This window comes from Pustulibacterium marinum, assembly GCF_900116665.1.
Classification (GTDB): Bacteria; Bacteroidota; Bacteroidia; order Flavobacteriales; family Flavobacteriaceae; genus Pustulibacterium; species Pustulibacterium marinum.
Map to the genome: position 1 here is coordinate 56,081 of NZ_FPBK01000014.1, position 24,600 is coordinate 80,680.

At 36.0% G+C, this 24,600-nt stretch carries 28 protein-coding genes; 8 read left to right on the forward strand and 20 right to left on the reverse strand.

From position 1 onward, the window contains the following. Positions 1-68: 68 nt before the first annotated feature. The 6 genes from BM383_RS15570 to BM383_RS15595 all read right to left on the reverse strand — a co-directional run bounded on the left by BM383_RS15570 (position 69) and on the right by BM383_RS15595 (position 5,132). A complete protein-coding gene (locus tag BM383_RS15570; protein ID WP_093026073.1) occupies positions 69-1,235 on the reverse strand; it encodes a formylglycine-generating enzyme family protein in 1,167 nt (388 codons plus the stop codon). Between the two features lie 73 nt (positions 1,236-1,308). Next, on the reverse strand, positions 1,309-1,734 hold the full coding sequence (locus BM383_RS15575; RefSeq protein WP_218157954.1) for a hypothetical protein: 426 nt from the start codon (positions 1,732-1,734) through the stop codon (positions 1,309-1,311). A gap of 389 nt (positions 1,735-2,123) precedes the next feature. Then, positions 2,124-2,849: an adenine nucleotide alpha hydrolase gene (locus BM383_RS15580; RefSeq protein WP_218157955.1), complete on the reverse strand. Its 726-nt coding sequence runs from the start codon at positions 2,847-2,849 to the stop codon at positions 2,124-2,126. 26 nt (positions 2,850-2,875) lie between these two features. After that, the gene (locus BM383_RS15585; protein WP_093026075.1) at positions 2,876-3,256 is read right to left on the reverse strand and encodes an iron chaperone; all 381 of its coding nucleotides are present in this window, start codon (positions 3,254-3,256) and stop codon (positions 2,876-2,878) included. Between the two features lie 131 nt (positions 3,257-3,387). Next, entirely contained in the window at positions 3,388-3,951 is a 564-nt protein-coding gene (locus tag BM383_RS15590) for a hypothetical protein (protein ID WP_093026076.1), read from the reverse strand. A 221-nt stretch (positions 3,952-4,172) separates the two neighbouring features. Further along, positions 4,173-5,132: an SRPBCC family protein gene (locus BM383_RS15595; protein WP_093026114.1), complete on the reverse strand. Its 960-nt coding sequence runs from the start codon at positions 5,130-5,132 to the stop codon at positions 4,173-4,175. Between the two features lie 221 nt (positions 5,133-5,353). Between BM383_RS15595 and BM383_RS15600 the strand changes: the two genes are divergently transcribed. Then, entirely contained in the window at positions 5,354-5,971 is a 618-nt protein-coding gene (locus BM383_RS15600; protein WP_093026077.1) for a YqaA family protein, read from the forward strand. Between the two features lie 15 nt (positions 5,972-5,986). On the opposite strand, the gene BM383_RS15605 is transcribed toward BM383_RS15600, so the two are convergent. The 11 genes from BM383_RS15605 to BM383_RS15650 form a co-directional block, all read right to left on the reverse strand. After that, the gene (locus BM383_RS15605; protein ID WP_093026078.1) at positions 5,987-6,493 is read right to left on the reverse strand and encodes a hypothetical protein; all 507 of its coding nucleotides are present in this window, start codon (positions 6,491-6,493) and stop codon (positions 5,987-5,989) included. 243 nt (positions 6,494-6,736) lie between these two features. Then, positions 6,737-7,255 (reverse strand): hypothetical protein, encoded by a 519-nt coding sequence (locus BM383_RS15610; protein ID WP_093026079.1) that lies wholly within the window; start codon positions 7,253-7,255, stop codon positions 6,737-6,739. Between the two features lie 68 nt (positions 7,256-7,323). Then, positions 7,324-7,719 (reverse strand): UPF0158 family protein, encoded by a 396-nt coding sequence (locus BM383_RS15615; RefSeq protein WP_093026080.1) that lies wholly within the window; start codon positions 7,717-7,719, stop codon positions 7,324-7,326. Positions 7,720-7,795: 76 nt separating this feature from the next. Next, positions 7,796-8,374, reverse strand: coding sequence for an NAD(P)H-dependent oxidoreductase (locus BM383_RS15620; protein ID WP_093026081.1), 579 nt, complete (start codon positions 8,372-8,374; stop codon positions 7,796-7,798). Positions 8,375-8,434: 60 nt separating this feature from the next. Next, complete coding sequence (locus BM383_RS15625) at positions 8,435-8,998, reverse strand: Crp/Fnr family transcriptional regulator (RefSeq protein ID WP_093026082.1); 564 nt, start codon at positions 8,996-8,998, stop codon at positions 8,435-8,437. A gap of 211 nt (positions 8,999-9,209) precedes the next feature. Continuing rightward, entirely contained in the window at positions 9,210-9,362 is a 153-nt protein-coding gene (locus tag BM383_RS18890) for a hypothetical protein (protein WP_177229146.1), read from the reverse strand. 66 nt (positions 9,363-9,428) lie between these two features. Next, a complete protein-coding gene (locus BM383_RS15630) occupies positions 9,429-9,836 on the reverse strand; it encodes a hypothetical protein (RefSeq protein ID WP_093026083.1) in 408 nt (135 codons plus the stop codon). Positions 9,837-10,293: 457 nt separating this feature from the next. Next, positions 10,294-10,950 carry a hypothetical protein gene (locus tag BM383_RS15635; RefSeq protein ID WP_093026084.1) on the reverse strand — a complete coding sequence of 219 codons (657 nt, stop codon included), beginning with the start codon at positions 10,948-10,950 and terminating at the stop codon, positions 10,294-10,296. Positions 10,951-11,080: 130 nt separating this feature from the next. After that, a complete protein-coding gene (locus BM383_RS15640) occupies positions 11,081-11,926 on the reverse strand; it encodes a WG repeat-containing protein (RefSeq protein WP_093026085.1) in 846 nt (281 codons plus the stop codon). 94 nt (positions 11,927-12,020) lie between these two features. After that, complete coding sequence (locus BM383_RS15645; RefSeq protein ID WP_093026086.1) at positions 12,021-13,028, reverse strand: PIN domain-containing protein; 1,008 nt, start codon at positions 13,026-13,028, stop codon at positions 12,021-12,023. 393 nt (positions 13,029-13,421) lie between these two features. Next, entirely contained in the window at positions 13,422-13,835 is a 414-nt protein-coding gene (locus BM383_RS15650; protein WP_093026087.1) for a hypothetical protein, read from the reverse strand. A gap of 103 nt (positions 13,836-13,938) precedes the next feature. Between BM383_RS15650 and BM383_RS15655 the strand changes: the two genes are divergently transcribed. The 6 genes from BM383_RS15655 to BM383_RS15680 all read left to right on the forward strand — a co-directional run bounded on the left by BM383_RS15655 (position 13,939) and on the right by BM383_RS15680 (position 21,141). Beyond that, the gene (locus BM383_RS15655) at positions 13,939-14,322 is read left to right on the forward strand and encodes an HU family DNA-binding protein (protein WP_093026088.1); all 384 of its coding nucleotides are present in this window, start codon (positions 13,939-13,941) and stop codon (positions 14,320-14,322) included. Positions 14,323-16,013: 1,691 nt separating this feature from the next. Beyond that, entirely contained in the window at positions 16,014-17,144 is a 1,131-nt protein-coding gene (locus BM383_RS15660; protein WP_093026089.1) for a vWA domain-containing protein, read from the forward strand. 6 nt (positions 17,145-17,150) lie between these two features. Then, positions 17,151-18,614, forward strand: coding sequence for a magnesium chelatase (locus BM383_RS15665; protein ID WP_093026090.1), 1,464 nt, complete (start codon positions 17,151-17,153; stop codon positions 18,612-18,614). Between the two features lie 41 nt (positions 18,615-18,655). Then, complete coding sequence (locus BM383_RS15670) at positions 18,656-18,982, forward strand: YbaB/EbfC family nucleoid-associated protein (RefSeq protein ID WP_093026091.1); 327 nt, start codon at positions 18,656-18,658, stop codon at positions 18,980-18,982. Positions 18,983-19,202: 220 nt separating this feature from the next. Then, positions 19,203-20,771 (forward strand): sensor histidine kinase, encoded by a 1,569-nt coding sequence (locus tag BM383_RS15675; RefSeq protein ID WP_093026092.1) that lies wholly within the window; start codon positions 19,203-19,205, stop codon positions 20,769-20,771. Further along, positions 20,740-21,141, forward strand: coding sequence for a response regulator (locus tag BM383_RS15680; RefSeq protein ID WP_218157956.1), 402 nt, complete (start codon positions 20,740-20,742; stop codon positions 21,139-21,141). The genes BM383_RS15675 and BM383_RS15680 overlap by 32 nt, the downstream gene beginning before the upstream one ends. A gap of 92 nt (positions 21,142-21,233) precedes the next feature. On the opposite strand, the gene BM383_RS15685 is transcribed toward BM383_RS15680, so the two are convergent. Both BM383_RS15685 and BM383_RS15690 read right to left on the reverse strand, forming a co-directional pair. Beyond that, the gene (locus tag BM383_RS15685) at positions 21,234-21,995 is read right to left on the reverse strand and encodes an SDR family NAD(P)-dependent oxidoreductase (RefSeq protein ID WP_093026094.1); all 762 of its coding nucleotides are present in this window, start codon (positions 21,993-21,995) and stop codon (positions 21,234-21,236) included. A gap of 103 nt (positions 21,996-22,098) precedes the next feature. Further along, positions 22,099-23,031: a helix-turn-helix domain-containing protein gene (locus BM383_RS15690; RefSeq protein WP_093026095.1), complete on the reverse strand. Its 933-nt coding sequence runs from the start codon at positions 23,029-23,031 to the stop codon at positions 22,099-22,101. A gap of 101 nt (positions 23,032-23,132) precedes the next feature. Here BM383_RS15690 and BM383_RS15695 point away from each other — a divergent pair, with 101 nt between their 5' ends. Continuing rightward, complete coding sequence (locus tag BM383_RS15695) at positions 23,133-23,456, forward strand: YegP family protein (RefSeq protein ID WP_093026096.1); 324 nt, start codon at positions 23,133-23,135, stop codon at positions 23,454-23,456. 53 nt (positions 23,457-23,509) lie between these two features. On the opposite strand, the gene BM383_RS15700 is transcribed toward BM383_RS15695, so the two are convergent. Further along, positions 23,510-24,547 carry a threonine aldolase family protein gene (locus BM383_RS15700; protein WP_093026097.1) on the reverse strand — a complete coding sequence of 346 codons (1,038 nt, stop codon included), beginning with the start codon at positions 24,545-24,547 and terminating at the stop codon, positions 23,510-23,512. Between the last annotated feature and the right edge of the window lie 53 nt (positions 24,548-24,600).

Here is a 24,600-nt window from a genome sequence, read left to right on the forward strand (position 1 = left end):
CTGTACTATGATACTTACTTTAAAGGACGACAAGAATAAAGCAATGTTGCAAAATATTTAGAGTAGTGCTATTCTAACGAAGAAACAGAAACCACACAACGAAAACCGGTATGTTCCAACCCTGTATCTGGTGAAGACATCATTCTCGCAGAAGCTCTGTAACCGGAACAATAGGTTTCGTTACACAAAAAAGAACCACCACGTACTACTTTCATAGACAATTTTGGTTGACGCGCATCATATCCTTTGGAAGGACCTTTGGGATTATCGCTCACCTCATCTTTAAACTGACTGTAATAATCATTTTGGTAATTATCACTACACCATTCCCAAACGTTTCCGGCCATGTCAAACAATCCATAATTGTTTGGTGCAAATGTGCTAACAGGCGCTAAACGTGTGTAACCATCCTGAGCGGTATTTTGATACGGAAAATTTCCTTCCCAAGTATTGGCCTTCGCTTTTCCTTGGTAAGGTTCTTCTGCTCCCCACGGATAGGGTTTGTTTTGTAAACCACCACGGGCTGCATATTCCCATTCTGCTTCTGTAGGCAATCGTTTCCCTGCCCAAGATGCATATGCATTGGCATCTTCCCAAGAAACATGAACCACCGGAAAATTTTCTTTTCCTTCAATGCTACTCTTCGGCCCTTGAGGATGTCTCCAATCTGCTTTTCGTTTCCAGCGCCACCAAACTCCCGGATTATTTAAAGAAACGGCTTCTTTTGTGGGCGTAAACACGAGAGAAGATGCTTTTAAAACGCTATCAGCCGGTTTAGGGGTTCCTTCCGGTAATTGCTTTTTTAATTCTTCCCAATCCACATCACGTTCTGCTGTAGTTACATAGCCCGTAGCTTTCACAAATGCTTCAAATTGTGCATTCGTCACTTCTGTTTTATCTATATAAAAAGCATCCAATTGGACTGTATGCTGCGGATATTCATTTGGACGACCACGACCATCCGGCGCCCCCATTAAAAAAGTTCCTTCTTTTATTTTCACCATGCCAACAGTATCCGCTTTTGCAATTTTTTGTTGTTTCAAATTTTCTGTAGAAATGGTTGAAAAACGATCTGGAATTCCAGCGCTACAACTGGTTTCTGAATTAGCTTCTGTAGTAACCACTTTTACCGCTGGTTCTTTTTGCTCCTCTTTACACGCGTTGAAGATCCACCCTACGGTTGCTACTCCAAATAGAATATACTTACGGAAAGAACTGTGGTGTGACAATAACATAGTGGCTATTTTTTTTTCGGTAGCTAATGTAACCGATTTTTATGGAATATATATTTTCAATATCGGTAAAGAGTTATTTCCGAAGTACAAATTCATCATCTGAGGATGTTAAACGTAGGGTTGTAAAGGCATTGGCACTTTTGATACTTATGCTATAGTCTCCACTAGGAATGTAATGTTCGCTATATTCATTTCCTAAAAAAGTGATGGAAAGTACTTCATCTGAAAATTGCCAGGTGTAAAACTCATTTTCTCCATCGGAAAATGTAAGCGTAGCCGATAATGGCTCATTGAAAGAAAGTGTTGGACAATCATTACAAATACTGGAAGTTCCCTCTTTTATATGTTCTTGAACACTCCAATTCCCGGTTATTTGCCTAGTTGAAATGGCCACTTTAGTTGTAGTTGTGGTTTCAGAAACTGTTTTGGTAGTTGGCTTGGTATTTTCTTTACAAGAAAAGGTAAAGATTATCACCAGCAAGCATATCATTTTTTTCATAGCAATGTTGGATTTCATGTTCTAAATCAAACTTCTATAAAGCTACAGAAAATTAAATAGTTTTGGAGAAACAAGCTTATGATATGCTAAAAGCTTCGAAAAACGCTTCTTAAAACATCATTTTTCTATTTAAATACTGATAAATTTCCAAAACCCTTTTTTAGTGATGTCAAGTACTCTCTCAGATGCAATGACTCGTTGTTCGCTATATTTTCTTCTTTCAGCCTTCTTCAAAGTTTCTGATTCTCAATCATAGCTGGTTTCCTAGCTTTATAGAATCTTCAGCACTGTTATATGGATATGTTTGTGCTCTTAAATATGTTGGAAACACATTTAAAATCAGTATTATTAAAATCACTCTCATTAATCAAACCACTTTCAACTTAAAACTATACCCGCACCTCATCAGGAATCAAATCACAAAACCAAAAACCATATTTCTCAGGTCCTTCTTCTTCTGGTTGTGGATTGTCGTATGTTCTATAGACTTTTTCTCCAATAGTAAACGCTACAGGATGTTGAAAGACAGGCCCGTCATAACAAAAGGTATGAAACTCGCCATTTTCTCCACAAGGGTCTACTCCTTCCGGTAAATCATTTACAAAGTCTGCATCAATGGTGCGGCCTACGAACGAAGCGTCTAACACATTGGCATTGATACATACTACAATGGCTTTGAATCCTGCTACTATAAAGTCTTGTATTAATGCTTTGGTATCCTTTTTCCATAACGGAAACTGACATTCAATACCGTAAGGTTTCAGTTGTGCTACGCGGTAGTCTTTTAAGTCTTCCAGAAAAATATCTCCAAAACCACAATGCGTATAACCTTGATTTGTCAATTCAGAAACCGTTTGTTGCATGGCTGCATTATAGGTTTCCATATCCGGACTTTCGGGGAGTTCTATGGTTTGTAACGGCAACCCAATGGCGTTGGCTTGGGCCATTAACAAAGTTCTTCGCAGGCCGTGCATAGATACTCGGTTATGATGACTGTTGATACTAGTAAGCAGACGGTCTACCGTATAATGTTGGTTTTGCATTAAGGCATGCAACGCCATAGAAGCATCTTTACCGCTACTCCAGTTCATATAAGTTTTATAGGGTGTATTCATAGTTTGTCTTCTCGTAAAGGATGTAGCTATTTTGACAATTCTTTTTTTCTAAAGCGAACCATTTGTTGAATCAAAGCTTTGGGAAAAGGTTTGTCATATGGAAATTGAACTGAACCTTTCCCTTGTTTATAGGCTTTCAAATCATCTGAAAAGGCTTCCATGGTAGTAGGAAAAGGATAAAACCCAATAAACTTTGCATACGCTGCCATCATGATCTGTTGATCTCTTTTCCCGTTGGGAACTAAAGTAAACGAGGGTACTTTATAGTTGATCATTTCTTCTGCATCTGGGGCAGCTTCTTTGATAATAGCTCGCAACTCTTGCAGTTTGTCTTGAATTTCCTTTGGGTATTGCGCAATATAATCATCTATTGTCGCAAATGAAGGCATAGGTCCTCTTTTTGCCATATGTATTGATTTGTACCGAAAAATACAAAACTTACCACCTGAAAACAATAGAGGATACAAAGATTTTCTGTAGCATCGATAGTTTGTAGCTAAAGATATGCATTCCCGAAACAACTTATCAAAATTTGCTATTAGAAACGATACCCGATACGTACATGTATATTGAAGATCACATTACTTTCTGCAGATTTGAATTGTGACGGTTGTTCAAATACATATTGATATCCTACACCAATACCGGTTTCGTAGGTAAAATGACGACCAATACCTCTTCTAATACCCCAAGTAGGGATTACCGATAAATCACTTTCTACAGATACATTGTCTTCATTAGAAATTACAAACCAATCTGGATGGTAGCTTGTTTTAATACTTAAAAAGTTGGCACTATTTCCGTCGATGGTTTTAGATTTTGCAAAGCGTTTTTTAATGTTGTAATACCATCTAGGTTCTAAAGTTAGTACCGGCGCCATCACAAAACCTACGCCGTCGTAGAAATGTCCTCCCCAAATAGCGCTATCAAATCCTACTTCGGAACGTAACGCTAGTGTATTGGTCAATTTAAATTCATTATGCGCCCAAACACCCAACAAACCGGTTTGTATACCAAAAGTGGATGATTCCACACTGGCGTCTTGTGCGTAATTAAAATAAGTAATGAAAGAAAGAATCAGAATCAAGTAGTACTTTTTCATAATGTTTGAGTTTTATATAATAATTAAAATGATGTCAAAAAAAAATGAATTTCAGCGCACACTATCATTGATTCCTTTCTTAAGTAGTAAGTACATTGTACTCACTACATAGGGCATTCCTCAATATCGAAATACCCATTTGCTGAAAACTTTTTTACACACTCAACTATCGTACCAATTTTCCTACTCTTTTCTAAAAAACAAAATAATATGCTCGTAAATCACATCGCTTCTGCCCTTTTCTTTTCTATTTGTAGTATGTTATTTTGAATATCTTTCATAATCCATTTTCCCCACCAACCTGCATAGAAATTGAAGGTTGTGTTCATTTTGAAATGACTATACAAGTGCAAACGTTGCTTACCGTTTGGCAAAGCTTCCAATTCATAGGTTCCGTTTAAAACATCAAAATAATCGCCGCCTATAACCACATGTTCGTCTAATGTGGTAGATGGAATCTCATGAGGATACGCTTTGATTGTAAAAACCATTTTTTGCTGTGGTATATACTCTGTAACGGTTTCATGAAATACCAATCCTTTGGTAAAAATAGCTTCTCTGTAGCCTCCTACTCCTTCAAAATTAAGTTCAGCTTTTATAGGTCTTGGAAATCCTAACATACGAGTTAAATAGCCTTTGTCTTGAGATGCTGGAATCTCTTGTACTCGCGTAACCAAACTCCAAATCTTTTCCGCCGGAGCATCAATATCAATAGACGTATAAGCTTTATAGGTACCCGGAATGGTATCTATAGCACTTTCTAACGGACCTATTAAGAACGGTAACAACACAAGAAGGGAAAAATTTAAACGATGGTTTTGTTTACGTGTTTTTAAGTAGCCGCCTAACAAACCGCCCAGCGATGCTGTTAATAGAAAAACAGGAAGAATCATTAACCAACAGGCCCAACCTTCAATACCTATTACTAATGTAATGGCCAAAAACAAGAAAAGTGGTATCCACGGCATGAAGATACGATACTTCATGCTTTTTGCTTTTTCTACACTCGATAAATATACCGTCAAGGCACCAACAATAGTGGGTAACAAAAATAAAAACGTAACAGACATTACTGAAAAAAGAGCATTCCAGCTGTCTATTCCAAATAAAACTCGTAAAGCTAGTGCATATAAAGTGGGGATACCTATGACAATCAAGGTATTGCGTACGTTGGTATTCATAAATTGAATAGTAACAAAATTAATGGTTATTAAAAGAAGAAAGCAAAAGTATGTAAAAAATAAACTTTTACACGTTAAGAGAAAAGTATTCATCGCATGAATAACTAAATTTATACTGCCAACAAAGATGTCTTCTGCTACATCAAACATTAACGTTTTATTACCATTTTAAAATTGCGGTCATTTTATATAGCCCTTATTTTTGGCATTGAAATATACCCATGAAAACAAGAAAAAACTCCGCTAAAAAAAGTCGTTGGCGACTTTTACACCAATATTACTCATACACAGGCTTTTATTCGTTTGTTGGTAAAAGTATGTACAAAGCTATTCTACCTATTGTCCTTTTTGTAGGCATCATTGTAGGGATTCATTTTTTTGTCATTGACATCAATGATGCATTGGAATATGCTACGGAACATTTTCCTCCTTTAGGTGTGTTGAGTATCTTTTTTGTTTCAGAATCTATATTAGGACTTATTCCTCCGGAAATATTTATAGCATGGTCTGGCAAAACAGCACACCCAAGTTTGTATTTAGCTTTGATAGCCATACTTTCTTACTTGGGCGGTATTGTTTCCTATTTTGAAGGACGCAGCATTGCCAACATCCCTAGAGTATTTAATTATTTGGAAGGAAGCATGTCTAAACATATTAAGAACATGCGTAAATGGGGCGGACTCTTAATCATTGTAGGTGCTACTTTACCACTTCCTTTTGCCGTTTCCAGTGTTGCCGCGGGTATTATTAAATTTCCGTTTAGAAGTTACCTAGCTTTTGGATTGCTACGTTTCGTTAGGTTTCTAGTGTATGGAATTGCAATTTATGGACTGCTGTAAGGAGATGATTTTTCACTACTCCGCCAACCAGTCGTTGTGCAACAATCCCATGGAGATAAAATAATCGGTTTGAAAGCTGATCAAGCGTATCTCGCTCAATACAAATTCATACCCGTTATCGGTATCTAAAGAACCGTCTGATAGAATCATATCGATTTCTAATCGATCATTGACTGCCATTTTAATTTTACCATAAAACAGCTCAGTATCGTCTTCATCCTGAAATTCGAAGTATCCAAATTGTTGTTGCGACCATCGTAATAATCCCAAGGTATCTGCAAACTCAAAACCATCCGGAGCCGTTGCTTCAATGCCTTTTAAAGTTAATACCTTGGCTATTCTATCGGTTTCTTCCGATTGTTCACGGTCTTCTATAAATTCCTTTTTGTACAAACGATATCCGTCTACTACAAAGTCCACTGGAATGTGTTTTACTAAAATCCATTCTTCATTTTCAGAAATGAGCAAACCGTTTTCCGGCTCTTCCCAATCTGCTATGGTATAGGTTTCTACTGTGTACATTTGCTTGTTGTTTACAGGGAAAGTTCCCTTTTTTTTCCGGAGTCAAAGCTAGGGAATTTGTTGCTTCAAAAGGATATTTTCTTTTTTAAAAATATGCTTTTATAACTAGCTATCTATATTTGAAAACAACCAATAAACTTCCTATTAAATTCATTTCCATTCGGAATCAACGTACTGTCGAGATCAAAACTTAGGTGCATGTTATTTTTTACAGAGGAAAATCAAAGACCATACCTGTAGTAGTTACAATTCAGCATCTTTTACAACTACAGCTCCCTTTTCACAACTTATGAGTGATTGATAGATAGCCACTCCTTGCGCTTTTAGTATTTTGGGGATGCTTCCCCATTGTGAATCTATATGTAAATACAATGACTTTTGGTTTGTTGTTGGATGAGTAATGATGGCTACCTGCGAAGAAGGTACGCGTTCTTCTGCTGTGACAGGGTATGGCATGTCTAACAAAAACGACGTAAATGCAATGGAATCTTTTTGAGTACTCAACCTCAGCATCGGATAGAAGTACGTATGAGCCCCTCCGTTGCCAATAAAAATCAATTCATCGTTGATATAATCTCCATCAAAGTCCCATTCCTTGTATTGGTACGTAAGCAATTCCGTCTGTAATATTGAATCATATTTCATTACAGCATAGGCTGCATTAGGTATGGTTGGCTCGTCCATTGACGATGTAGCTTGTGCCCAAACACTGTTAACTAGAAAAAAACTCACCATTGCTAAAAACCCCAATTTACCAGACATATACATCGTATTTGCTGTTAAAGATAACGATTTAATGCAGAAGTATTGGTTATAACTTTCATGTCCCCTTACAATTGGTCTTTTACATAGGCTATGTATGCATTTTGTTTGTAATCAAACCAATTTTGTCTATAGGCTGAAGCATCTACCAATGCCTTAAAATGCTGAAATGGTTTTCTGTTGGCAAGCACTTCTTCTAAACTTTCTTGAAAAGCTGCATCGGTTAAAGATGCTGCAAAACCTTCCATTACCCGAAAAGCTTCGGAGCTATTCATTTTTTCAAACTTATCATATTCATCTTCACGAGCTTCAATGGTATCTATAATGTCTTGCCAAGGTTCCGGATCAAAATATATGTCATTAGGGTCTGGGTAACTTTCAATAGTGCCTGTTGCTCTGTGGTAAAAACAAACCATGCCACAGTCAAGTTCTTCTGCTATAGTGGCTATTTCTTTTGCTGTCAATGCTCTTTTGTTTTAGTAGTTGCTATTCCAAATATAAGTTTTTTAAACTACAACATCTCCCTTAGCTACCTCAACGCTATTTCAAACGTTCGCCTAGCAAAGCTACTTTGTGCAACCACTTTTCTCTAAAAGCTGCACTAGAGTTTTTAATGGTAGCAATATAGGTTACCTTCACCGGATGGATACCACAAAACTGCAAGGTTCCTTTTTTAAATTGATGAATGGCCGGACGTTTCATGATCAGAAAGTGATACCACTTCGGTGTATCTGAGGTAATAATCAAACGTGCCGAGGTACCTTTCAATAACTTTTTGGGCAAGGGTTTGCCCGCTATGGGTTGGTAGGTAATTCCGGGAAGAAAAGTTCGGTCTATAAATCCTTTCATCAGCGCAGGATAACCAAACCACCACATAGGGAATACCCACACCACATGGTCTGCCTGTTGTAACTTGTCTATAGCGGCTAACAAATCGGGTTCTAAAGGTGTGCGCTTTCGGTATCCAAAAGCTAAGTTGGGATTGAATCTTAATTCCGCGATATTAATTTGAGTAACCGTAACGTTGGTTTTTTCAGCACCTTGTCGGTAAGCTGCTGCCAGCGCATGGTTAAAACTCTCTTTATCGGGGTGCCCGTTGATAATCAATATGTTTTTCATAGTACTGCAATCTTTTTTACAAAGAACAGCACTCAACCACACTTTTGGTAGGACATTTGTCTATTTCGAAAGCTGTTTTCGAATTCTACTCAAATGCCGTTGGGTAATGCCCAAATACGAAGCCAGATAATTCAACGGAATCATTTGCAAGTATTCCGGTTGATGCGCCAACAGATCTAAATAGCGCTTTTCGGCAGTTTCTTTCTGTAACAAAAAAATACGCTTTTCTAGTTTGATGTATTCCTGTTCGGCAATCAGTTTAAATAATCTTAGCCAATTGGTGCTCATGGCTTCTAAGGCTAACATATCCGATTTAGAAATACAAAGTAACGTTACATCGGTTAATGCCTGAATGGTTTCTACTGTTGGTTGTTGCGATAAAAATGAAGAATAGGCACTCACAAACGAATTGGAAAACGTAAAACAATAGGTTACTTCTTCTTCGGCAGACGAATAGTAATAAGACCGCAACACACCCGAAACTACAAACCCCACTTCTCTACTAGTTTGCCCGCTTTGAATAAAGAAATCGCCTTTTTGAAGTTTCCGATACACTACTTTTGTTTCTAGTACATCCAGTTCTTCAGCAGTCAACAACCCAAAGCTTGCTAAATAGTTTCTCATGGTTTTTAGTCGTTCCTATAGATTTTTCAAGATACAATTTTACAACCAAACCCTCAACTCATAAAAATAAATAGCCCCGACACGAAATCTTTTCACCTACAATCCCCTATTCAAATCTATTCTGCTAGCTCTTGAAACAAGTTCAAGATGAAGTTTATAAAAGCTTTCTGCTAAACCCCGACTTCTATAATTCATCTTCTACAGCTATTTACTACACCTTCTCCCCATGTTGCACATAACTTTGTATCTTCGCTTCCACCAGTTCCCTTTCGTCATCAGTAAGGTCACTAAATAACCGAATCACATCTCCTCTATAGTCAAATTCAACTTCTCCTATGGTAAAAGACAAAAAGATTCTTTGCAATTCTTTAATAGCCAAATAGTTCTCAGCAAACCCTTCGGGTTGACTTAAAAAAAGTTTTGTCTCGTATTAAGTTCTCACATTTTTAATGTACTTAAGCTGATATTCTTTTGTTTTTGTCCAAAAAGTACCCGTCTTTTCTATGGTTAGTTTTTCATTTTTAATTCTCAGTATTTCTTTACCTCTTAGCAGCCATAGAAATTTTCTAATTCCAATAATACCAAATATTGGGTGAATTACAAACCCTACTACTAACAACCCGGTGGTCATGTTTATTCCTTGGTATAGCATCAAAAAGCCCGAAAAAACAAAAACAGATAACAAGCCAAAAAAGAACAAATAAAAGAAGGTGTTGCGTGACGAATTCACTATAGTTACAAACGCATCACTTTCTTGAATATGAAACACTTTTCTACGAATGCCCAGCCCCATTATTTTTAATGGTAGTTTCTGAACTTTTAAGATTAGATCAAACATGTTTTTTAATTACTTACAGCAAATTTATACCCACAATATACAACTTTTATGCTCCTCTCCCCCAATCCATAAAAACAAAAACATCTGAGTGAAGCTTATTGATATCACAAAACTCTACCACCGTTACTACTTGACCGACACGGAATCTCTTTACTATTTGCTAAAGGCTGTCTGCTATTGGCTAAAAGCTGTCCGCTCTCTCGGTGGCTGAGTGCTTTGCGGAATGCAATGGAACAAAGTGTACCGAAGCCGTTTTTACTATTTTGAATGCTGAATTATAAATGTTGAATGTTTTTTGATCCTAAGTCCTAAGTCTTAAATCCTAGGTCTAACTTGTATCTTCCCACCGCTTCTAAAATACTAACTATCTAATATACTATCCATCTTCCCCCACCAAATACCAGCAACAACAAAACAGCTAGTTGTATTAACAGATGTTTTATAACATAAGACTTTGTTAGCAAAAGTTTTTTTCAATATATGTCTTTAAATCCAAGTTGTTTTCAAAAATAAAATCTCTCCATTTTTTCCAACTGAAATACTGACTTGGATGCTTAATAAAAAAAATACTCATTTCATTCTGTGAATCCATTATGTATTTCACTCCATAATATTTTCCAATTTTTAGGCAATATCTTTTCTTAATTTTAAAAGCATCATTATTTTTTACACTGTTTTCAAAATAATATCTTCCTGAATTACCCAAATAAATAATATAATTAGGTTTATCTTTCATATTATTGATAATGTTCAGACTCAATTCAATATATTTTTTGAAGTCCTTTTTAGATGGCCTTTCTGAACTACTTTTCATAGGTCTCTGAATAAGATTAAAAAATGATACTTTCGACCAAAATTCAGATTTAACTACATTAGTACTACCTAATAACAATCTATAAGTATTATCAAATATTTTCCAAGTATTCCCATCTATAAGTTGTTCAATAATTTCAATTGTAATATTTGGATTTTTAATAAAATCATTATAATATTCTTCATTTGGGCTTCCGTCTTCATTTTGCGCATAATGACTTTCACCTATAAGTAAAATTTTATTTTCCTGTAAAGAATAATTTTTTCCAATCCAGCAATTCCAAATTTGATTTTCAATCATTTTATTTATCTTATAAATAACGGTCTTGTTTGTTAAAAGTAGCAGATTTTAAGCGTTAACTTTCGGATTATAACTTACCTCCAATTGATTAATTATATCAGATTAAACAATCAAACTGCTATTTATTATATTATTTATTGGTAACTTTTGTTTTATTGCCTAGTTTATCAATTTGAAACTTATCTTTATTAACCACCACATCAGCTATTCCGTTTTTGAAGTACGTTGCCGAATCAAATTGATAATCAATAATTACGTTGCCATTTCTATCAATAAATCCCTTTTTCTGATTCATTACTACTACTGCAAGACCTTCTGAAAAAGGAAAAGCATCTTCGAAAATGAAATCAATCACAACATTTTTTTCTTTATCAATATAACCCCATTTACCTTTTTGTTTATAAATCTTAAATTCCGATTCTGGATAAGAACTTTTAAATGTAAATTTTAGGTCATTGTCATTAGAACATCCAGGTTTAATTTTCTTTTCCGTATTCGTGATTTTACTATTAGTTGTTATAGAAGGATACTTTTTTTCTTTATTACTAATTCTTATTTTTAAAGACTCATCCTCAAATTTATTTAAGTAGTTATTTTCTAGAAATGTTAAGACTGTTTCTAAAGAATTTAAAAACTTTTCATACACTTTCTCATCTATGAAAAGTACATATTCTTTTGTTCCATCCAATTTTAAGGCAAGAACTGTATCATCTATAAAACCATGTTTAAATAAATAGCTCTTTCCCTCTACATCAACAACGATACTTCCATTTCCTATATGTTCCCAATTGGCTTTTTCAATTAGCCCATTTTTAGAAATAAGTAATTGATTATTGATTTTTCTAAATATATAAACAGTTTTATTTCCATCTTCTCCTAATAAAACCCAATGTTTGCCCGTCAAAATTGCAGTATCATCTAATTGTTGACTATACTTCCGTATTTTTGGAATAAGATCTAATATGTAGGTTTTCATGTTTCAAATTTTATAGAATAAATATTAACACTAGTTAGTTTTAAAGTTTAAATTTACCATTTCGTCCTCATTATTTGTATTTATTGCTAGTTCTTTATTCTTCATATCGATAATTTGAATTCTCCACCAACCATTTTATATCTAATTTTCCTGTTTTAGATATTTCTACATAAATGGGAACATTAATATCAAAGGTGTGTCGTCTCGGTGGTTTTTCGGTAAAATCATTATCGTCAAAAACAAAAAATCTAAGACTACATTTGAAAATACATTCAACCTCAGTTCTGTCTGGTCTAAAGGATATTATCCTATATGAATCTAACTTATTTGTAATAATCTCATAATTAGAAATATCAATACTTTCAGACGTTAATAATACGTTCTCATTAATCAAGTCAATACTTACTAGTTCTAAATCTTCCTTGTGTTGCGCAATTATTTTTTTTGTCGATGTAATTTTATTTAATTTATATCTAGTATTGTAATATTTAGAAATATTTTCGAGTAATACTGATAAATCGCCACTAATCAATAAATTGTTACTTTTATAACCAAGCCAATCATTATCTTTGCTCAATACATACATTTTACTATCATTTTTATCACACCATAATTCAAGTGATTTTAGAATTATCGCGTCAATAAATTCATTTTGTTTCCCCGAATTATGAAAAGGTGGTTTTTTATTGTAATAATTATCGACTATCTCGGTGATTGGAATATTTGAAGTCCGAATAGTATTAACATTGCTCCTTTTGAAATAGTCATCCATTTTTTTAATCAGTTCGGCGGTATGATTTTTCACATTTATTTCTGGAATTGAAACAGACTTATAAAAACCAATATTTTTGGCAATCCGTGCATTTTTATGATTAAATGTTTTTGTCAGTTTTTTGAACTCCGATTTACTTTCAGTAATCCTCTTTTCTATTCTGTTATATAGTTCTTTTTTAGAAATCGTTGTTGAATGGATTTGAATAGCTCCAGTCTGAGCATAGAAAAACAAGCTATGTATCTTTGTACTATTCATAAAGTTTTGTTCCTCAAATATTGAAGCATCAAGAAAAACATTCTGGGTCTCTATGTATTTATTCTTTCTCATTTATTAACAACAACTCGTTTTATGCTAATAAATAAACACCATATCCATATAAGTTTTCTGATAAGATGGGGTTGATGTTTATGTATACTATATATTTATAGCCCACCCAATATACAACTTTTTTACACAAAACTGATTGTATATAGTCATAGCATAGATGAAGGGTAAAAACAATACGCCTAAATTACAACACCCCTTCCAAACTCCGTTACGGTTTCCCATAATCCACAAAAAAAAGCTAATAGCTATTAGCTGACAGCTATAAGCTTCTAAAAGTATTCAATAACAGTGGGCAGGCGACTGCGCTCAGTGTGACATTCACTAACCATCTAACATACTAATAATCTAACATACTAATAATCTAACATACTAATAATCTAACGTACTAACAATCTAAAATACTAAGGTACTGTTGGCTACCGTAGTGGTGTACTGCCAGTTCAGTTTAAAAATCGCGTTTTGTACCGCTTCGCCTTCTTCCAGCAATACCCCTTCGGCATCGTAAATAAATACCTTTACATACGTAAGTTCCAAAATGTCTTGAAACTCAAAGATCAAAACATCTCCAATAGCACCCGTGTACTGGTCTAGCTGTACACCGTAAAATTCAGGCGGAGTCATAAAGTCTTTCATGGCTACATTGTAGGCCGACGCTCCTTTTTTGGCTTTGGCAGTATACGCCGCCTTAATTTCCTCGTTCTGTATCACACTTTTAGCGTAATAAGTCGCTTGCTTAAAGCGCAATTTCTGGGCCTTTTGGGCTTCCGAAGCCTCATAGCCGTCGGGCATTTTTGGAATTTTCGTCATTACAAACAAGAATACCTAACCTCTCAAAAGTGTTTGTTTAATAGCTATCTTAAGATTCCGTATCAACTATCAAGAAGAATCCCTATCTTACACGTAAAAAGATATGGCTGTTCACTATAGGGTGCATCCCCGTCCCAATCCACAAGACCGAGAGGCACCTGCAAAATACTACGCTACTGCTGTACTACAAGGAGAAACAAACTTAGACACCCTGGCCAATGCCATCTCGCATCAGTGCTCTCTTACCCGAAGTGACTGTTATGCTGTATTGGTAGCTTTGGAAGATAATTTAATGGAAGAGTTACAAGCAGGCCGAAGCGTTAAACTGGGGCGTATTGGTAGTTTTAGAGTAAGCCTCACTTCAGAGGGAATGCCTACAGCTACGGAAGTAAACCCTACCAAATTCAAACAACAGAAGATTATTTTTAAACCTGCAAAAGCCTTGCAAAGCATGCTGAAAAAACTACGGTACAAGAAATTAAAGTGAATGCTACCCAACACTTCTTTTGTATCACTAGGAAAACCGCAGTAAATTATACGTATGATTGAATGCAAACAAACGGTTCATTGGATGTTTTCAACCGTTTGACTGAAAAGAAACACACGTGTGTTTTTGAAAAAACGCACGTCCGTTTTACTAAAAACAGACGTCCGTTTTTAGTAAAACGGACGTCTGTTTTCAAGTAGTTTTAGAAATACCAATAATTAAAGGTTTTTCAAAACCTTGTTTAAAAGTAATAAAAAAATATTGAATACAACGTTATTCAATGAAAATACCGTCATCCTGAACTTGTTTCAGGATCTCACCACAAAAGAGCTAAAAGCCATCAGCTAACAGCTATAAGTTAAATCACGCCCCCCAAAAGCAACCGTCTCGCTCATAACTTTCTCCTACGTCATCCTGAACTTGTTTCAGGATCTCAACACAAAAGAGCTAAAAGCCATCAGCTAACAGCTATAAGCTAAATCACGCCCCCCAAAAGCAACCGTCTCGCTCATAACTTTCTCCCACGTCATCCTGAACTTGTTTCAGGATCTCACCACAAATTAAATAGATTTCCTATTCGAGCATGGAATGATGGATATTTTAAAAGTGTTCATTAAGCAGTATCAGTTGGCAGAATAGCTATAAATACATAAGACTACACGACGTAAGACTTAGGATTAAAAATAAAATTCAGCATTTATAATTTAACATTCAAAATAGTAAAATCGGCTTCGGTACACTTTGCTCCATTGCATTCCACAAACCACTCAGCCACCGAGAGAGCAGATAGCCATTAGCTAACAACAAAAAGATTCCGTGTCGGAGCATGGAATGACGGTTATGTATAGACTCCTGAGCAGGTCACTGAGTGATTTTCAATACTACGAAGTAAAGGGTTGAAAATAGTACCGAAGTGCCGCGGCTTCGGTACACTTTGCTCCATTACATTCCACAAACCACTCAGCCACCGAGAGAGCTGATAGCCATTAGCTAGCAACAAAAAGATTCCGTTTCAGCGTACGAAATAACGAAAGTTTTAAAAGTGGTCAGTTGGCAGTAGCAGTTGACAGACCATCTATAAAGATATAGGACTACACGACTTAAGACTTAGGATTAAAAATAAAATTCAGCATTTATAATTTAACATTCAAAATAGTAAAATCGGCTTCGATACACTTTGCTCCATTACATTCCACAAACCACTCAGCCACCGAGAGAGCTGATAATAATTTATGTATCAATTATGATACAAAATACATCTGAGTGAAGTTCCCCCCCTTTTTACAGAATATATCCGAGCAAAGCTCCGAGATTCAGGAGCGGTTGAACGACGCAGGATCAAGCGTAAAGAAACAGTTCAGTGAACTGTTTTAGCGAAGAGGTCAGCAGGCGCAAGGATACCGGATGGTTTTTGGTGCTGTGGTAACAAGCAGCAAAAAATTCCTTAAAAAGGGTGTCGTTTTCTTTGGTTCGTTTCTTTTGGACAAGCAAAAGAAATGAACATACCCGTTAGGGTATAACCTGGCGTTTACACCCAAACCTCAAACAATACCAAACACTACTCACATCTCACTTCAAAAAAAATCAATATAATACTGAACACCGCTACTGAACACTCCTACCAACCTCTAACAAAACTTTAACCCTTTAGCCCTTCCCCTATTCCTGATAATTTTGATACTTTTAGGGGTATGAGCAAAAATGATAAAAACCTTCGAAAGGGATTTGTTTTTAAGCAATATGAAGCCCCCGAACAATCGGTGTTTGATAAACTGCTGGAGATTTTCAAGGAGTTGATCACCCATACCTCGGGCGATTTTGACGAGGCTATCGACTGGCTAAAATCACTCGATGAAGAATACCAATTAACCACTCCGGAATATACCTTAGACGATTTTATAGAAGACTTAAAGAAAAAAGGCTACATCCGCGAAGAGGCAGAACCCAACGGCGATGGCAGTGGTATTTCCATTACCGCAAAAACCGAACAGGCCATTAGAAAACGTGCTTTGGATCAGATCTTCGGAAAGCTAAAAAAAGGGAACAAAGGAAACCACCGCACTACCCGAAACGGAAGCGGTGACGAACAAGTAGGCGAATTTAGAAACTACCAATACGGCGATGCTCCCGAACGTATTTCAATGACCGAAAGCCTACGCAATGCCCAAATTAACCATGGGATGGGCGACTTTCATTTGGATGAGTCAGACCTGGTCGTGGAAGAAACCCAGTTCAAAGCCCAAATGAGCACAGTATTAATGATTGATTTAAGCCATTCGATGATTCTCTATGGCGAAGATCGCATTACCCCGGCAAAGAAAGTAGCCATGGCTTTAGCAGAACTGATTACTACGCGCTACCCAAAAGACACCCTAGATATTATTGTCTTCGGAAACGATGCCTGGCCGGTATCTATCAAAGAATTGCCCTATTTGCAGGTAGGTCCGTACCACACCAATACCGTTGCCGGACTCAATTTGGCGATGGACATCCTCCGTAGAAAGCGAAATAGCAACAAACAGATCTTTATGATTACCGACGGAAAACCGAGTTGCATCCGCGAACGCAATGGGGAGTATTACAAAAACTCTATGGGACTAGATCCCTACATTGTGGGGCAATGCTACACAAAGGCAAGACAAGCACGCAAACTCCATATTCCCATTACCACCTTTATGATTGCGCAAGACCCCTACCTTATGCAGTTTATACGTGAGTTTACGCAAGCCAATCAAGGGAAAGCCTTTTATACAGGCTTAAGCGGATTGGGAGAAATGATATTTGAAGATTACGAAAAGAACAGAAAAAAAAGAATTAGATAGTACACTATGCAAATTGAAAACATCAAAACCATATCCGATCTTAAAAAGGCAAACTACACAACAAAATCCATTAAAGAAGAATTGCGAAGCAACCTCATCCAAAACATCAAGGAAGGTACGCAAGTGTTCGAAGGCATTCACGGTTATGAAAACTCCGTGATTCCAGAGCTAGAACGCGCTATTCTTTCTAAACACAACATCAACCTTTTAGGGTTACGCGGACAAGCTAAAACGCGTTTGGCCAGAAGCATGACGAAGTTGTTAGATGAATACATTCCGTACATTACAGGATCTGAAATTCATGATGATCCTTTTAATCCGCTTTCTCGCTTTGCGATAGAGTTAATTAAAGAAAAAGGAGACGATACGCCTATCTCATGGTTGCATAGAAGTGATCGTTTTTATGAAAAACTAGCCACACCGGATGTTACTGTAGCTGATTTAATTGGAGATGTAGACCCTATAAAAGCTGCCAACTTAAAACTAAGTTATGCAGATGATAGAGTGATTCACTACGGAATGATTCCAAGAGCTAACCGCTGTATCTTTGTGATCAATGAGTTACCCGATCTACAAGCGCGTATTCAGGTAGCCTTATTCAATATTCTTCAGGAAGGTGATATACAAATTCGTGGGTTCAAGCTGCGTTTGGCATTAGATCTTCAGTTTGTATTTACCGCTAATCCGGAAGATTATACCAACCGTGGTAGTATCGTTACTCCGTTAAAAGACCGTATTGGTTCGCAAATATTAACGCATTACCCAAAAAACATCAGCATTGCCAAAACCATTACCGCCCAGGAAGTTGGTTTAGATGGTCGTCAGAAAGAAGATATTTATGTACCAGAATTGGCGAAGGATATCTTGGAACAAATAGGTTTTGAAGCGCGTGACAGCGAATACATTGATGCCAAAAGTGGTGTGAGTGCACGTATGAGCATTACGGCTTATGAGAATTTATTAAGTGCTGCCGAACGTCGTGCATTGCAAAATGGCGAAGAACAAACCGTAGTGCGTTTATCAGACTTTATGGGCGTAATTCCGGCCATTACAGGAAAAGTGGAATTGGTATATGAAGGTGAACAAGAAGGTGCGGGTGAAGTAGCCATTCAGTTATTGGAAGCAGCTATTAAAACGTTATTCCCGGATTATTTTCCTAAGATAGAAAAGCTGGAACGCCAAAACGAACATTCGCCTTATGATGATATTGTAGCTTGGTTCTTTGAGCAAAGCGATTTTGAATTAGCAGACGATATGAGCGATACCGAATACAAAGAAATGCTGATGAAGGTAACGCCATTGGAGCAACTAGTGAGTAAACATCAGACAGAATTACCTAAGGAAGATTTCTATTTCATGATGGAATTTGTATTGTGGGGATTGGTTGCGTTTAACAAACTGAGCAAACACCGCTTTACCGAAGGGTATCAATTCAATGATCTCTACGGAAATTATATCAAAGGATTATAGGAAGTTTTTATATTTTCGCACAAACTAAAAAATAGAAGACTATGTTTGGAGACCTTATGGGCATGATGGGTAAACTAAAAGAAACCCAACAAAAAGTAGAAGACACGAAGAAAAGATTAGATACCGTATTTGTAGACGAGCAATCTGCAGACGGGTTGTTGAAAGTAACACTTTCGGCCAACAGAAAAATAAAATCCATTGCAATAGACGATAGTCTATTGGAAGACAAAGAACAGTTAGAAGACTATTTAGTGTTAACACTTAACAAGGCTATTGAAAAAGCCACAAGCATTAACGAAGCCGAATTGGCAGCTGTAGCCAAAGAAGGCATGCCAAACATTCCTGGTATGGATGGTATGTTCTCGTAATTATAGAAGAATTATAAGAATTTTGTAAAAAAGCACCCTAATGGGTGCTTTTTTATTATAAATTGTAATCATATAATGATAAATTAACCGTTAAACGATTTTTAATACCGATTATATGTTTTAGTAAAATTCATACGAAAATTAGCGTATTTTAGTATACTATAGTTTTGATTTATATTTTTTTTAGTATTTTCAAAGTAATTCAAATATCAAAGGGGGAATGGTATTTATAAAATCTTTAAACTTAAAGCTTTCTTTTTTCTTTTTACAAAAGTTAGCAGCCAGCGTAATTGTGCTAATTGCATTGGTAAATATTGCCGCATGGATAACAGGCAATGTTGGTACCGTTAACTTTCAATATCATCTAAATGAGAAAGCTACCATGAAGGTCATCACTGCCGTGAGCTTTCTGCTAGTGGGGCTTTGTCATTTTTTTACAAAAAGGCGTTTCTTGTATCCAATATTTTTAGGAGGTATTGCCATTCAACTGCTGCAACTATGCAGTATTTGTATCATTGGCCTATTTCGTCCTAGTTCTCCTATAACCATTTTTCTCTTTCTTGTTACTTTTTTAGAGATGTACGTGCAAGGGGTTCATAATAATACCACATTTTCTATGATTCTCAACAGTCTTGTCTATGTGATTACTACTTTTACCATTTATTATTTTGTGTTGAACCCTACTTTTTTAGGGAGTATACCTGGCTTTAAATCATTGAGTTGGAATACTGCCATTCTTTTTTACATCAACTCATTGTCTTCGCTACAACGAATATTTCGTAAGAATATAAAAGAAGTATTTCAGTATAACGATGACAAATACAATCTAAATCCCTTCAAGTATTTTCCTGTTTTCTTTGGTATTCCCATTGCGGTAATTATCATTGTTACACTTCTTATTCATGTAAATTTAATTGGGAGTAAATTTGGCATCTTTATCATCTTATTTATACTCAACGTAGTTACTTTGGTGAGCGCTGCTATCTTTACGAAAAAGTTTGTAAAGCTGTTTAAAATTATCTTGGTAACACAAAAACAGGTGCAATATAAAAATGAGAAACTAAAAGAAAAGAACAGGTATTTAGAAGACTTTGCTTCTATATCATCTCATAATTTGAAAGAACCCATCATTGCCCTGAACAATCTGATAGACTTTAGAGAAAAAGAAGAATTTAAAGATACAGTTCCGCCAGAGGAAATAGATCAAATGATCACAACCAATATCAAGAACTTGAGTAAGAATATTGATTCTATTAATAAATTTCTCCAGGCTATTAGAAAAGGTGAAAAAGGCAATTTCATCTATGTATCTGTAAAGGAAAGTATAGAAGAACAATTGGGGCTACTCAAAGATTTCTCGAAACAAATTAATGCTACAACTACCATTAATATTCGAAAAGACACCTTATTCCCTAAGGTTTATATAGATAGTATTTTATACAATCTAATCAGTAATTCATACAAATACAATGATAAGAAAAGACCATTATCTATATTTATAGATGCCTACTTTGACAACAAAGATTATGTGATCATCTATAGGGATAATGGAATTGGGATAGACATGGAAAAACATGGTGACCAACTTTTTAAACCCAACAAGCGGTTTCATAAGACCAACGTTCCTAGCAGTGGTTTTGGTTTATACTTTACCAAAATGCATATTCAAAAAATGGATGGAACTATTACGGCTAAAAGTACGCTAGATGTGGGTACAGAATTTACCCTGATATTTAAAAATAAAAAAGATGATACACATGAAAAAGATGAAAATAGCAATCGTAGATGATAACATTGTCTTTAGGAAACTTACCAAAATTGCTATTGAACACAGTGACTCTAAAGATGTAGAAGTGCTCCTTTTTGAAAACGGACAAGAAGCTTTCGACTACATTAAAACCTATATAGAAGATAAAGAACAGTTGCCAAAAGTTATTCTTTTAGACTTAAACATGCCCGTAATGGACGGCTGGCAATTTTTAGAAGAAACATTACCCATAAATAAAAGTCATAGCCTAAACTTGGTTATCTACATAGTTTCTTCATCCAATAATGATGAAGATATAGAACGAGCCAAAACCCTTTCAGATGTAAAAGGATATTTGGTAAAACCAATCAATATTACCCAAATCAATAGTTTGATTGCAGAATTGCAGTAAATAGTCATAAGACATACTCATTGCTATTTCAGCAAATAATAAAGCATCCTTATTTTGAAAAGGATGCTTTATTATTTTTCTGTTATGAACAATTACAACATCATTCCGCCGGAAACTTCAATACGTTGTCCATTAACCCATTTTGCTTTATCACTACATAAAAATGCAACCACGCCTCCAATATCATCGGGTTCTCCTACTCTACCCAATGCGGTGGCACCGGCAATAATCTGTTGTTTATCGGCTTCTCTATTACTTCCACCTCCAAAATCGGTTGCTATGGCTCCGGGAGCTACTGAATTTACACGAATACCTTTCGCGCCCAATTCTTTCGCCATGTAACGAGATAAACTATCAATAGCTGCTTTTAAACTTCCATACACAGAAGATCCAGGAAATGAAAAACGTGCCAATCCTGATGAAATATTTACAATTCCACCGCCTTCATTTAAATAAGGTAATGCCTTTTGAGTTAAGAAAAATACTCCTTTGTAATGAATGTTATACGCAGCATCCATTTGCTCTTCTGTAGTTGTAGCTACCATAGCATACAAGGCTGTTCCTGCATTATTAACTAAAAAGTCAAAATTAGGACTTCCTGTTGCTTCTTTTAAATGTGATGTAACCTTGGTGATAAAACTATCAAACTGAGAAATATCAGAAGTGTCTAATTGATATGCGATGGCTTTTTGCCCTTTTTTCTTAATTTGATCTACCACTTCATTTGCCATGGTTTCATTGCTGTGATAGGTAAAAATAACATCTAGGCCGTTTTCAGCTAGATTGAGTACCATATCTTTTCCTAAACCACGACTACCGCCGGTAACTACTGCAATTTTGTTTCTTGAATTCATATCTTACTTTATGATTAATTTTGATAGTACAAAGATCTGGAGAAACTGAAGCATTCTAGTTGTACAGTTCAAAGCAAGATTTGCAAAAAACAAACAATTGCCATTATCTAAAGGTATTTGGAGCTATTTGTGTTTGCTTTTTGAAAAAGTTAGAAAAATGGGCTACTTCTTCAAACCCTAAACTGAAAGCTATTTCAGAAACCGACCAATCTGTTTGTTTCAGTAGTATTTTTGCTTCCCGCAAGATTCGTTTGCTTATGAGTTCTGTTGTTGTATTTCCGGTGGAATCTTTCAATACTTTATTCAAATGATTCACATGAACAGATAAGCGAGAAGCATACTCTTTGGCAGAGCGTAACACCAATCGTTGCCCCGGAGTTTCTATAGGAAATTGTCTTTCTAAAAGTTCGATAAATAAAGAGGTTATTCGGGATGCAGCACTTGAATGCGCTTCTACGCTAGTTGCAGGTTGGAGCTTTTGCCCGTAATGAATTAACTCTAAAACATAATTGCGAATCAGATCGTATTTAAACTCATAATCAGAAGCTATTTCACGCTCCATTTTGCGTAATACCTGCTCCAATTCATCTGCCTGATCATCTGTAATTTCAAAAACAGGATACGCTCCCGATTTGAAAATAGGCAATTCATCTAATACCACACCGCTTTTATTCTTTACCATAAAAGCATCTGTAAATACACAAAACAATCCGGCTTGTTCCTCTGCTTCGGGAATCCAATGATACGGAACTTTTGGTGTAGCAAATAGTAGCGCATTACTCTGAACCTGAATTACTTTATCGGCATACTCAGCTCTGTTTTTTCCCCTGATTAAAGATATTTTGTAATACGCACGCCTATTATAGGGCATGGTATTTTTTTGCTTCACCTCTCTTATGGTGTTGGCTATATCAAATACATTGAAATGCCCAACTTCTTTGTGTATTCCCGGTGGTAACAATTCACTTAGTGGTTTTCCCGTAAAGACTTCCGCTTCTTTATAAAAGTCATCCAATGATTTATGAGGTATATTCATGTGTACTATGAGTTGTAAAATTCAAATCAAACAACGAATATCGACTGAATAAATGTGTTTTCCAAAAATGATTTTTTAACTTTAGGAAAAGTCTGTTCCCTATGTTTAAAATTGTTTTTGATAAAGAAAAAGAGTGTTTTCACTTTTTATTGAATTCTAAAAATGGTGGTTCACTGCTATTAAAAAGTATTGCTTTTGATTCGAAGGCAGAAGCCGAAAAAGCTATTGATGATTGTAGACAGCAAGTGCTTTTAAAATCGAACATTGAAAGAAAAACGCTAGGAAACGGAAAGTTTCATTTCATAATTAAAGACAACAAAAGAAAAATACTAGCCGATAGTCTTTTTTACAGTTCGGAAGCTGGAATGCAAAACGGTATTGAAGCGATAAGGAAATATATTCCCATTGCCGGCATTGATGCATAGAAAAGCCTGAGCAGACACTCAGGCTTTTAACTATATTTATCTAGTTCTGAAAACTAAACCGATACCGAAATATCAAGATTCTTTACCGTTTCTAAGAAATACTGATGCATCTTAGCAGTATAATCTAAATGGGTAACAATACGCAATTTAGGTCCCATAGTACTAATGGAAATACCTTTTTCTTGTAATAGCTCAATATAATCTAAATGAGAAATCACTTGTTTATCTAATTCAAAAATCACAATGTTTGTCTCTACCGGAGTTACCGACTTTACATAAGGGAACGACTGCAACAAGGTTGAAATCTCTTGTGCTCTCTGGTGATCGTCTGCTAAACGCTCTATATGGTTGTCTAACGCATAAATTCCCGCTGCAGTTACATACCCAATCTGGCGCATAGCTCCACCCAATAATTTACGAACGCGGAAAGCTCTGTTGATAAACTCCTTGGTTCCCATTAAAACAGAACCTACCGGACAACCCAATCCTTTACTCAAACATACCGAAATACTATCGAATACTTCTCCGTATTGTTGAGGAGTTTCGTTCTTAGCCACCATAGCATTCCATAAACGAGCTCCGTCTAAGTGAAGTTTTAAGTTATGACGATCGCAAACTGCTTTAATCTTTAAGATCTCTTCAAAATCATAGCAAGTTCCGCCCCCTTTGTTCGAAGTATTTTCTAAAGATACCAATGAAGTATACGGACTGTGAAATGAATTAGGATCGTTAATCACCTCCTCTACTTGTTCAGCAGAGATAACACCGCGGTTTCCATCCACCATACGACACGATACACCGCTGTTAAAACTTACTCCACCGCTTTCGTAATGAAAGATATGTCCGTCTTTATCACAGATCAACTGATCGCCCGGATTGGTATGTAGTTTAATAGCTGTTTGGTTGGCCATGGTTCCACTAGGAAAAAACATAGCAGCTTCCATCCCAAACATATCGGCTATTTTCTCTTCTAGCGCAATGGTTGTTGGGTCTTCTCTATACATATCATCGCCTACCTCTGCCTTCATCATCGCATCGAACATACCAGAAGTTGGTTTGGTGACAGTATCGCTAATTAAGTTAATTTTCATGTGTTGTGTTGGATTGAAAAATTAAGCGGCAAATTTAAAAAACATTCAAATGC

What these genes read in the sequence shown, in the direction of transcription:
- BM383_RS15570 (WP_093026073.1), bottom strand. Translation starts at nt 1,235, where the DNA reads ATGTTATTGTCACACCACAGTTCTTTCCGTAAGTATATTCTATTTGGA.
- BM383_RS15575 (WP_218157954.1), bottom strand. Translation starts at nt 1,734, where the DNA reads ATGAAAAAAATGATATGCTTGCTGGTGATAATCTTTACCTTTTCTTGT.
- BM383_RS15580 (WP_218157955.1), bottom strand. Translation starts at nt 2,849, where the DNA reads ATGAATACACCCTATAAAACTTATATGAACTGGAGTAGCGGTAAAGAT.
- BM383_RS15585 (WP_093026075.1), bottom strand. Translation starts at nt 3,256, where the DNA reads ATGGCAAAAAGAGGACCTATGCCTTCATTTGCGACAATAGATGATTAT.
- BM383_RS15590 (WP_093026076.1), bottom strand. Translation starts at nt 3,951, where the DNA reads ATGAAAAAGTACTACTTGATTCTGATTCTTTCTTTCATTACTTATTTT.
- BM383_RS15595 (WP_093026114.1), bottom strand. Translation starts at nt 5,132, where the DNA reads ATGAATACCAACGTACGCAATACCTTGATTGTCATAGGTATCCCCACT.
- BM383_RS15600 (WP_093026077.1), top strand. Translation starts at nt 5,354, where the DNA reads ATGAAAACAAGAAAAAACTCCGCTAAAAAAAGTCGTTGGCGACTTTTA.
- BM383_RS15605 (WP_093026078.1), bottom strand. Translation starts at nt 6,493, where the DNA reads ATGTACACAGTAGAAACCTATACCATAGCAGATTGGGAAGAGCCGGAA.
- BM383_RS15610 (WP_093026079.1), bottom strand. Translation starts at nt 7,255, where the DNA reads ATGTCTGGTAAATTGGGGTTTTTAGCAATGGTGAGTTTTTTTCTAGTT.
- BM383_RS15620 (WP_093026081.1), bottom strand. Translation starts at nt 8,374, where the DNA reads ATGAAAAACATATTGATTATCAACGGGCACCCCGATAAAGAGAGTTTT.
- BM383_RS15625 (WP_093026082.1), bottom strand. Translation starts at nt 8,998, where the DNA reads ATGAGAAACTATTTAGCAAGCTTTGGGTTGTTGACTGCTGAAGAACTG.
- BM383_RS15630 (WP_093026083.1), bottom strand. Translation starts at nt 9,836, where the DNA reads ATGTTTGATCTAATCTTAAAAGTTCAGAAACTACCATTAAAAATAATG.
- BM383_RS15635 (WP_093026084.1), bottom strand. Translation starts at nt 10,950, where the DNA reads ATGATTGAAAATCAAATTTGGAATTGCTGGATTGGAAAAAATTATTCT.
- BM383_RS15640 (WP_093026085.1), bottom strand. Translation starts at nt 11,926, where the DNA reads ATGAAAACCTACATATTAGATCTTATTCCAAAAATACGGAAGTATAGT.
- BM383_RS15645 (WP_093026086.1), bottom strand. Translation starts at nt 13,028, where the DNA reads ATGAGAAAGAATAAATACATAGAGACCCAGAATGTTTTTCTTGATGCT.
- BM383_RS15650 (WP_093026087.1), bottom strand. Translation starts at nt 13,835, where the DNA reads ATGACGAAAATTCCAAAAATGCCCGACGGCTATGAGGCTTCGGAAGCC.
- BM383_RS15655 (WP_093026088.1), top strand. Translation starts at nt 13,939, where the DNA reads ATGGCTGTTCACTATAGGGTGCATCCCCGTCCCAATCCACAAGACCGA.
- BM383_RS15660 (WP_093026089.1), top strand. Translation starts at nt 16,014, where the DNA reads ATGAGCAAAAATGATAAAAACCTTCGAAAGGGATTTGTTTTTAAGCAA.
- BM383_RS15665 (WP_093026090.1), top strand. Translation starts at nt 17,151, where the DNA reads ATGCAAATTGAAAACATCAAAACCATATCCGATCTTAAAAAGGCAAAC.
- BM383_RS15670 (WP_093026091.1), top strand. Translation starts at nt 18,656, where the DNA reads ATGTTTGGAGACCTTATGGGCATGATGGGTAAACTAAAAGAAACCCAA.
- BM383_RS15675 (WP_093026092.1), top strand. Translation starts at nt 19,203, where the DNA reads ATGGTATTTATAAAATCTTTAAACTTAAAGCTTTCTTTTTTCTTTTTA.
- BM383_RS15680 (WP_218157956.1), top strand. Translation starts at nt 20,740, where the DNA reads ATGAAAAAGATGAAAATAGCAATCGTAGATGATAACATTGTCTTTAGG.
- BM383_RS15685 (WP_093026094.1), bottom strand. Translation starts at nt 21,995, where the DNA reads ATGAATTCAAGAAACAAAATTGCAGTAGTTACCGGCGGTAGTCGTGGT.
- BM383_RS15690 (WP_093026095.1), bottom strand. Translation starts at nt 23,031, where the DNA reads ATGAATATACCTCATAAATCATTGGATGACTTTTATAAAGAAGCGGAA.
- BM383_RS15695 (WP_093026096.1), top strand. Translation starts at nt 23,133, where the DNA reads ATGTTTAAAATTGTTTTTGATAAAGAAAAAGAGTGTTTTCACTTTTTA.
- BM383_RS15700 (WP_093026097.1), bottom strand. Translation starts at nt 24,547, where the DNA reads ATGAAAATTAACTTAATTAGCGATACTGTCACCAAACCAACTTCTGGT.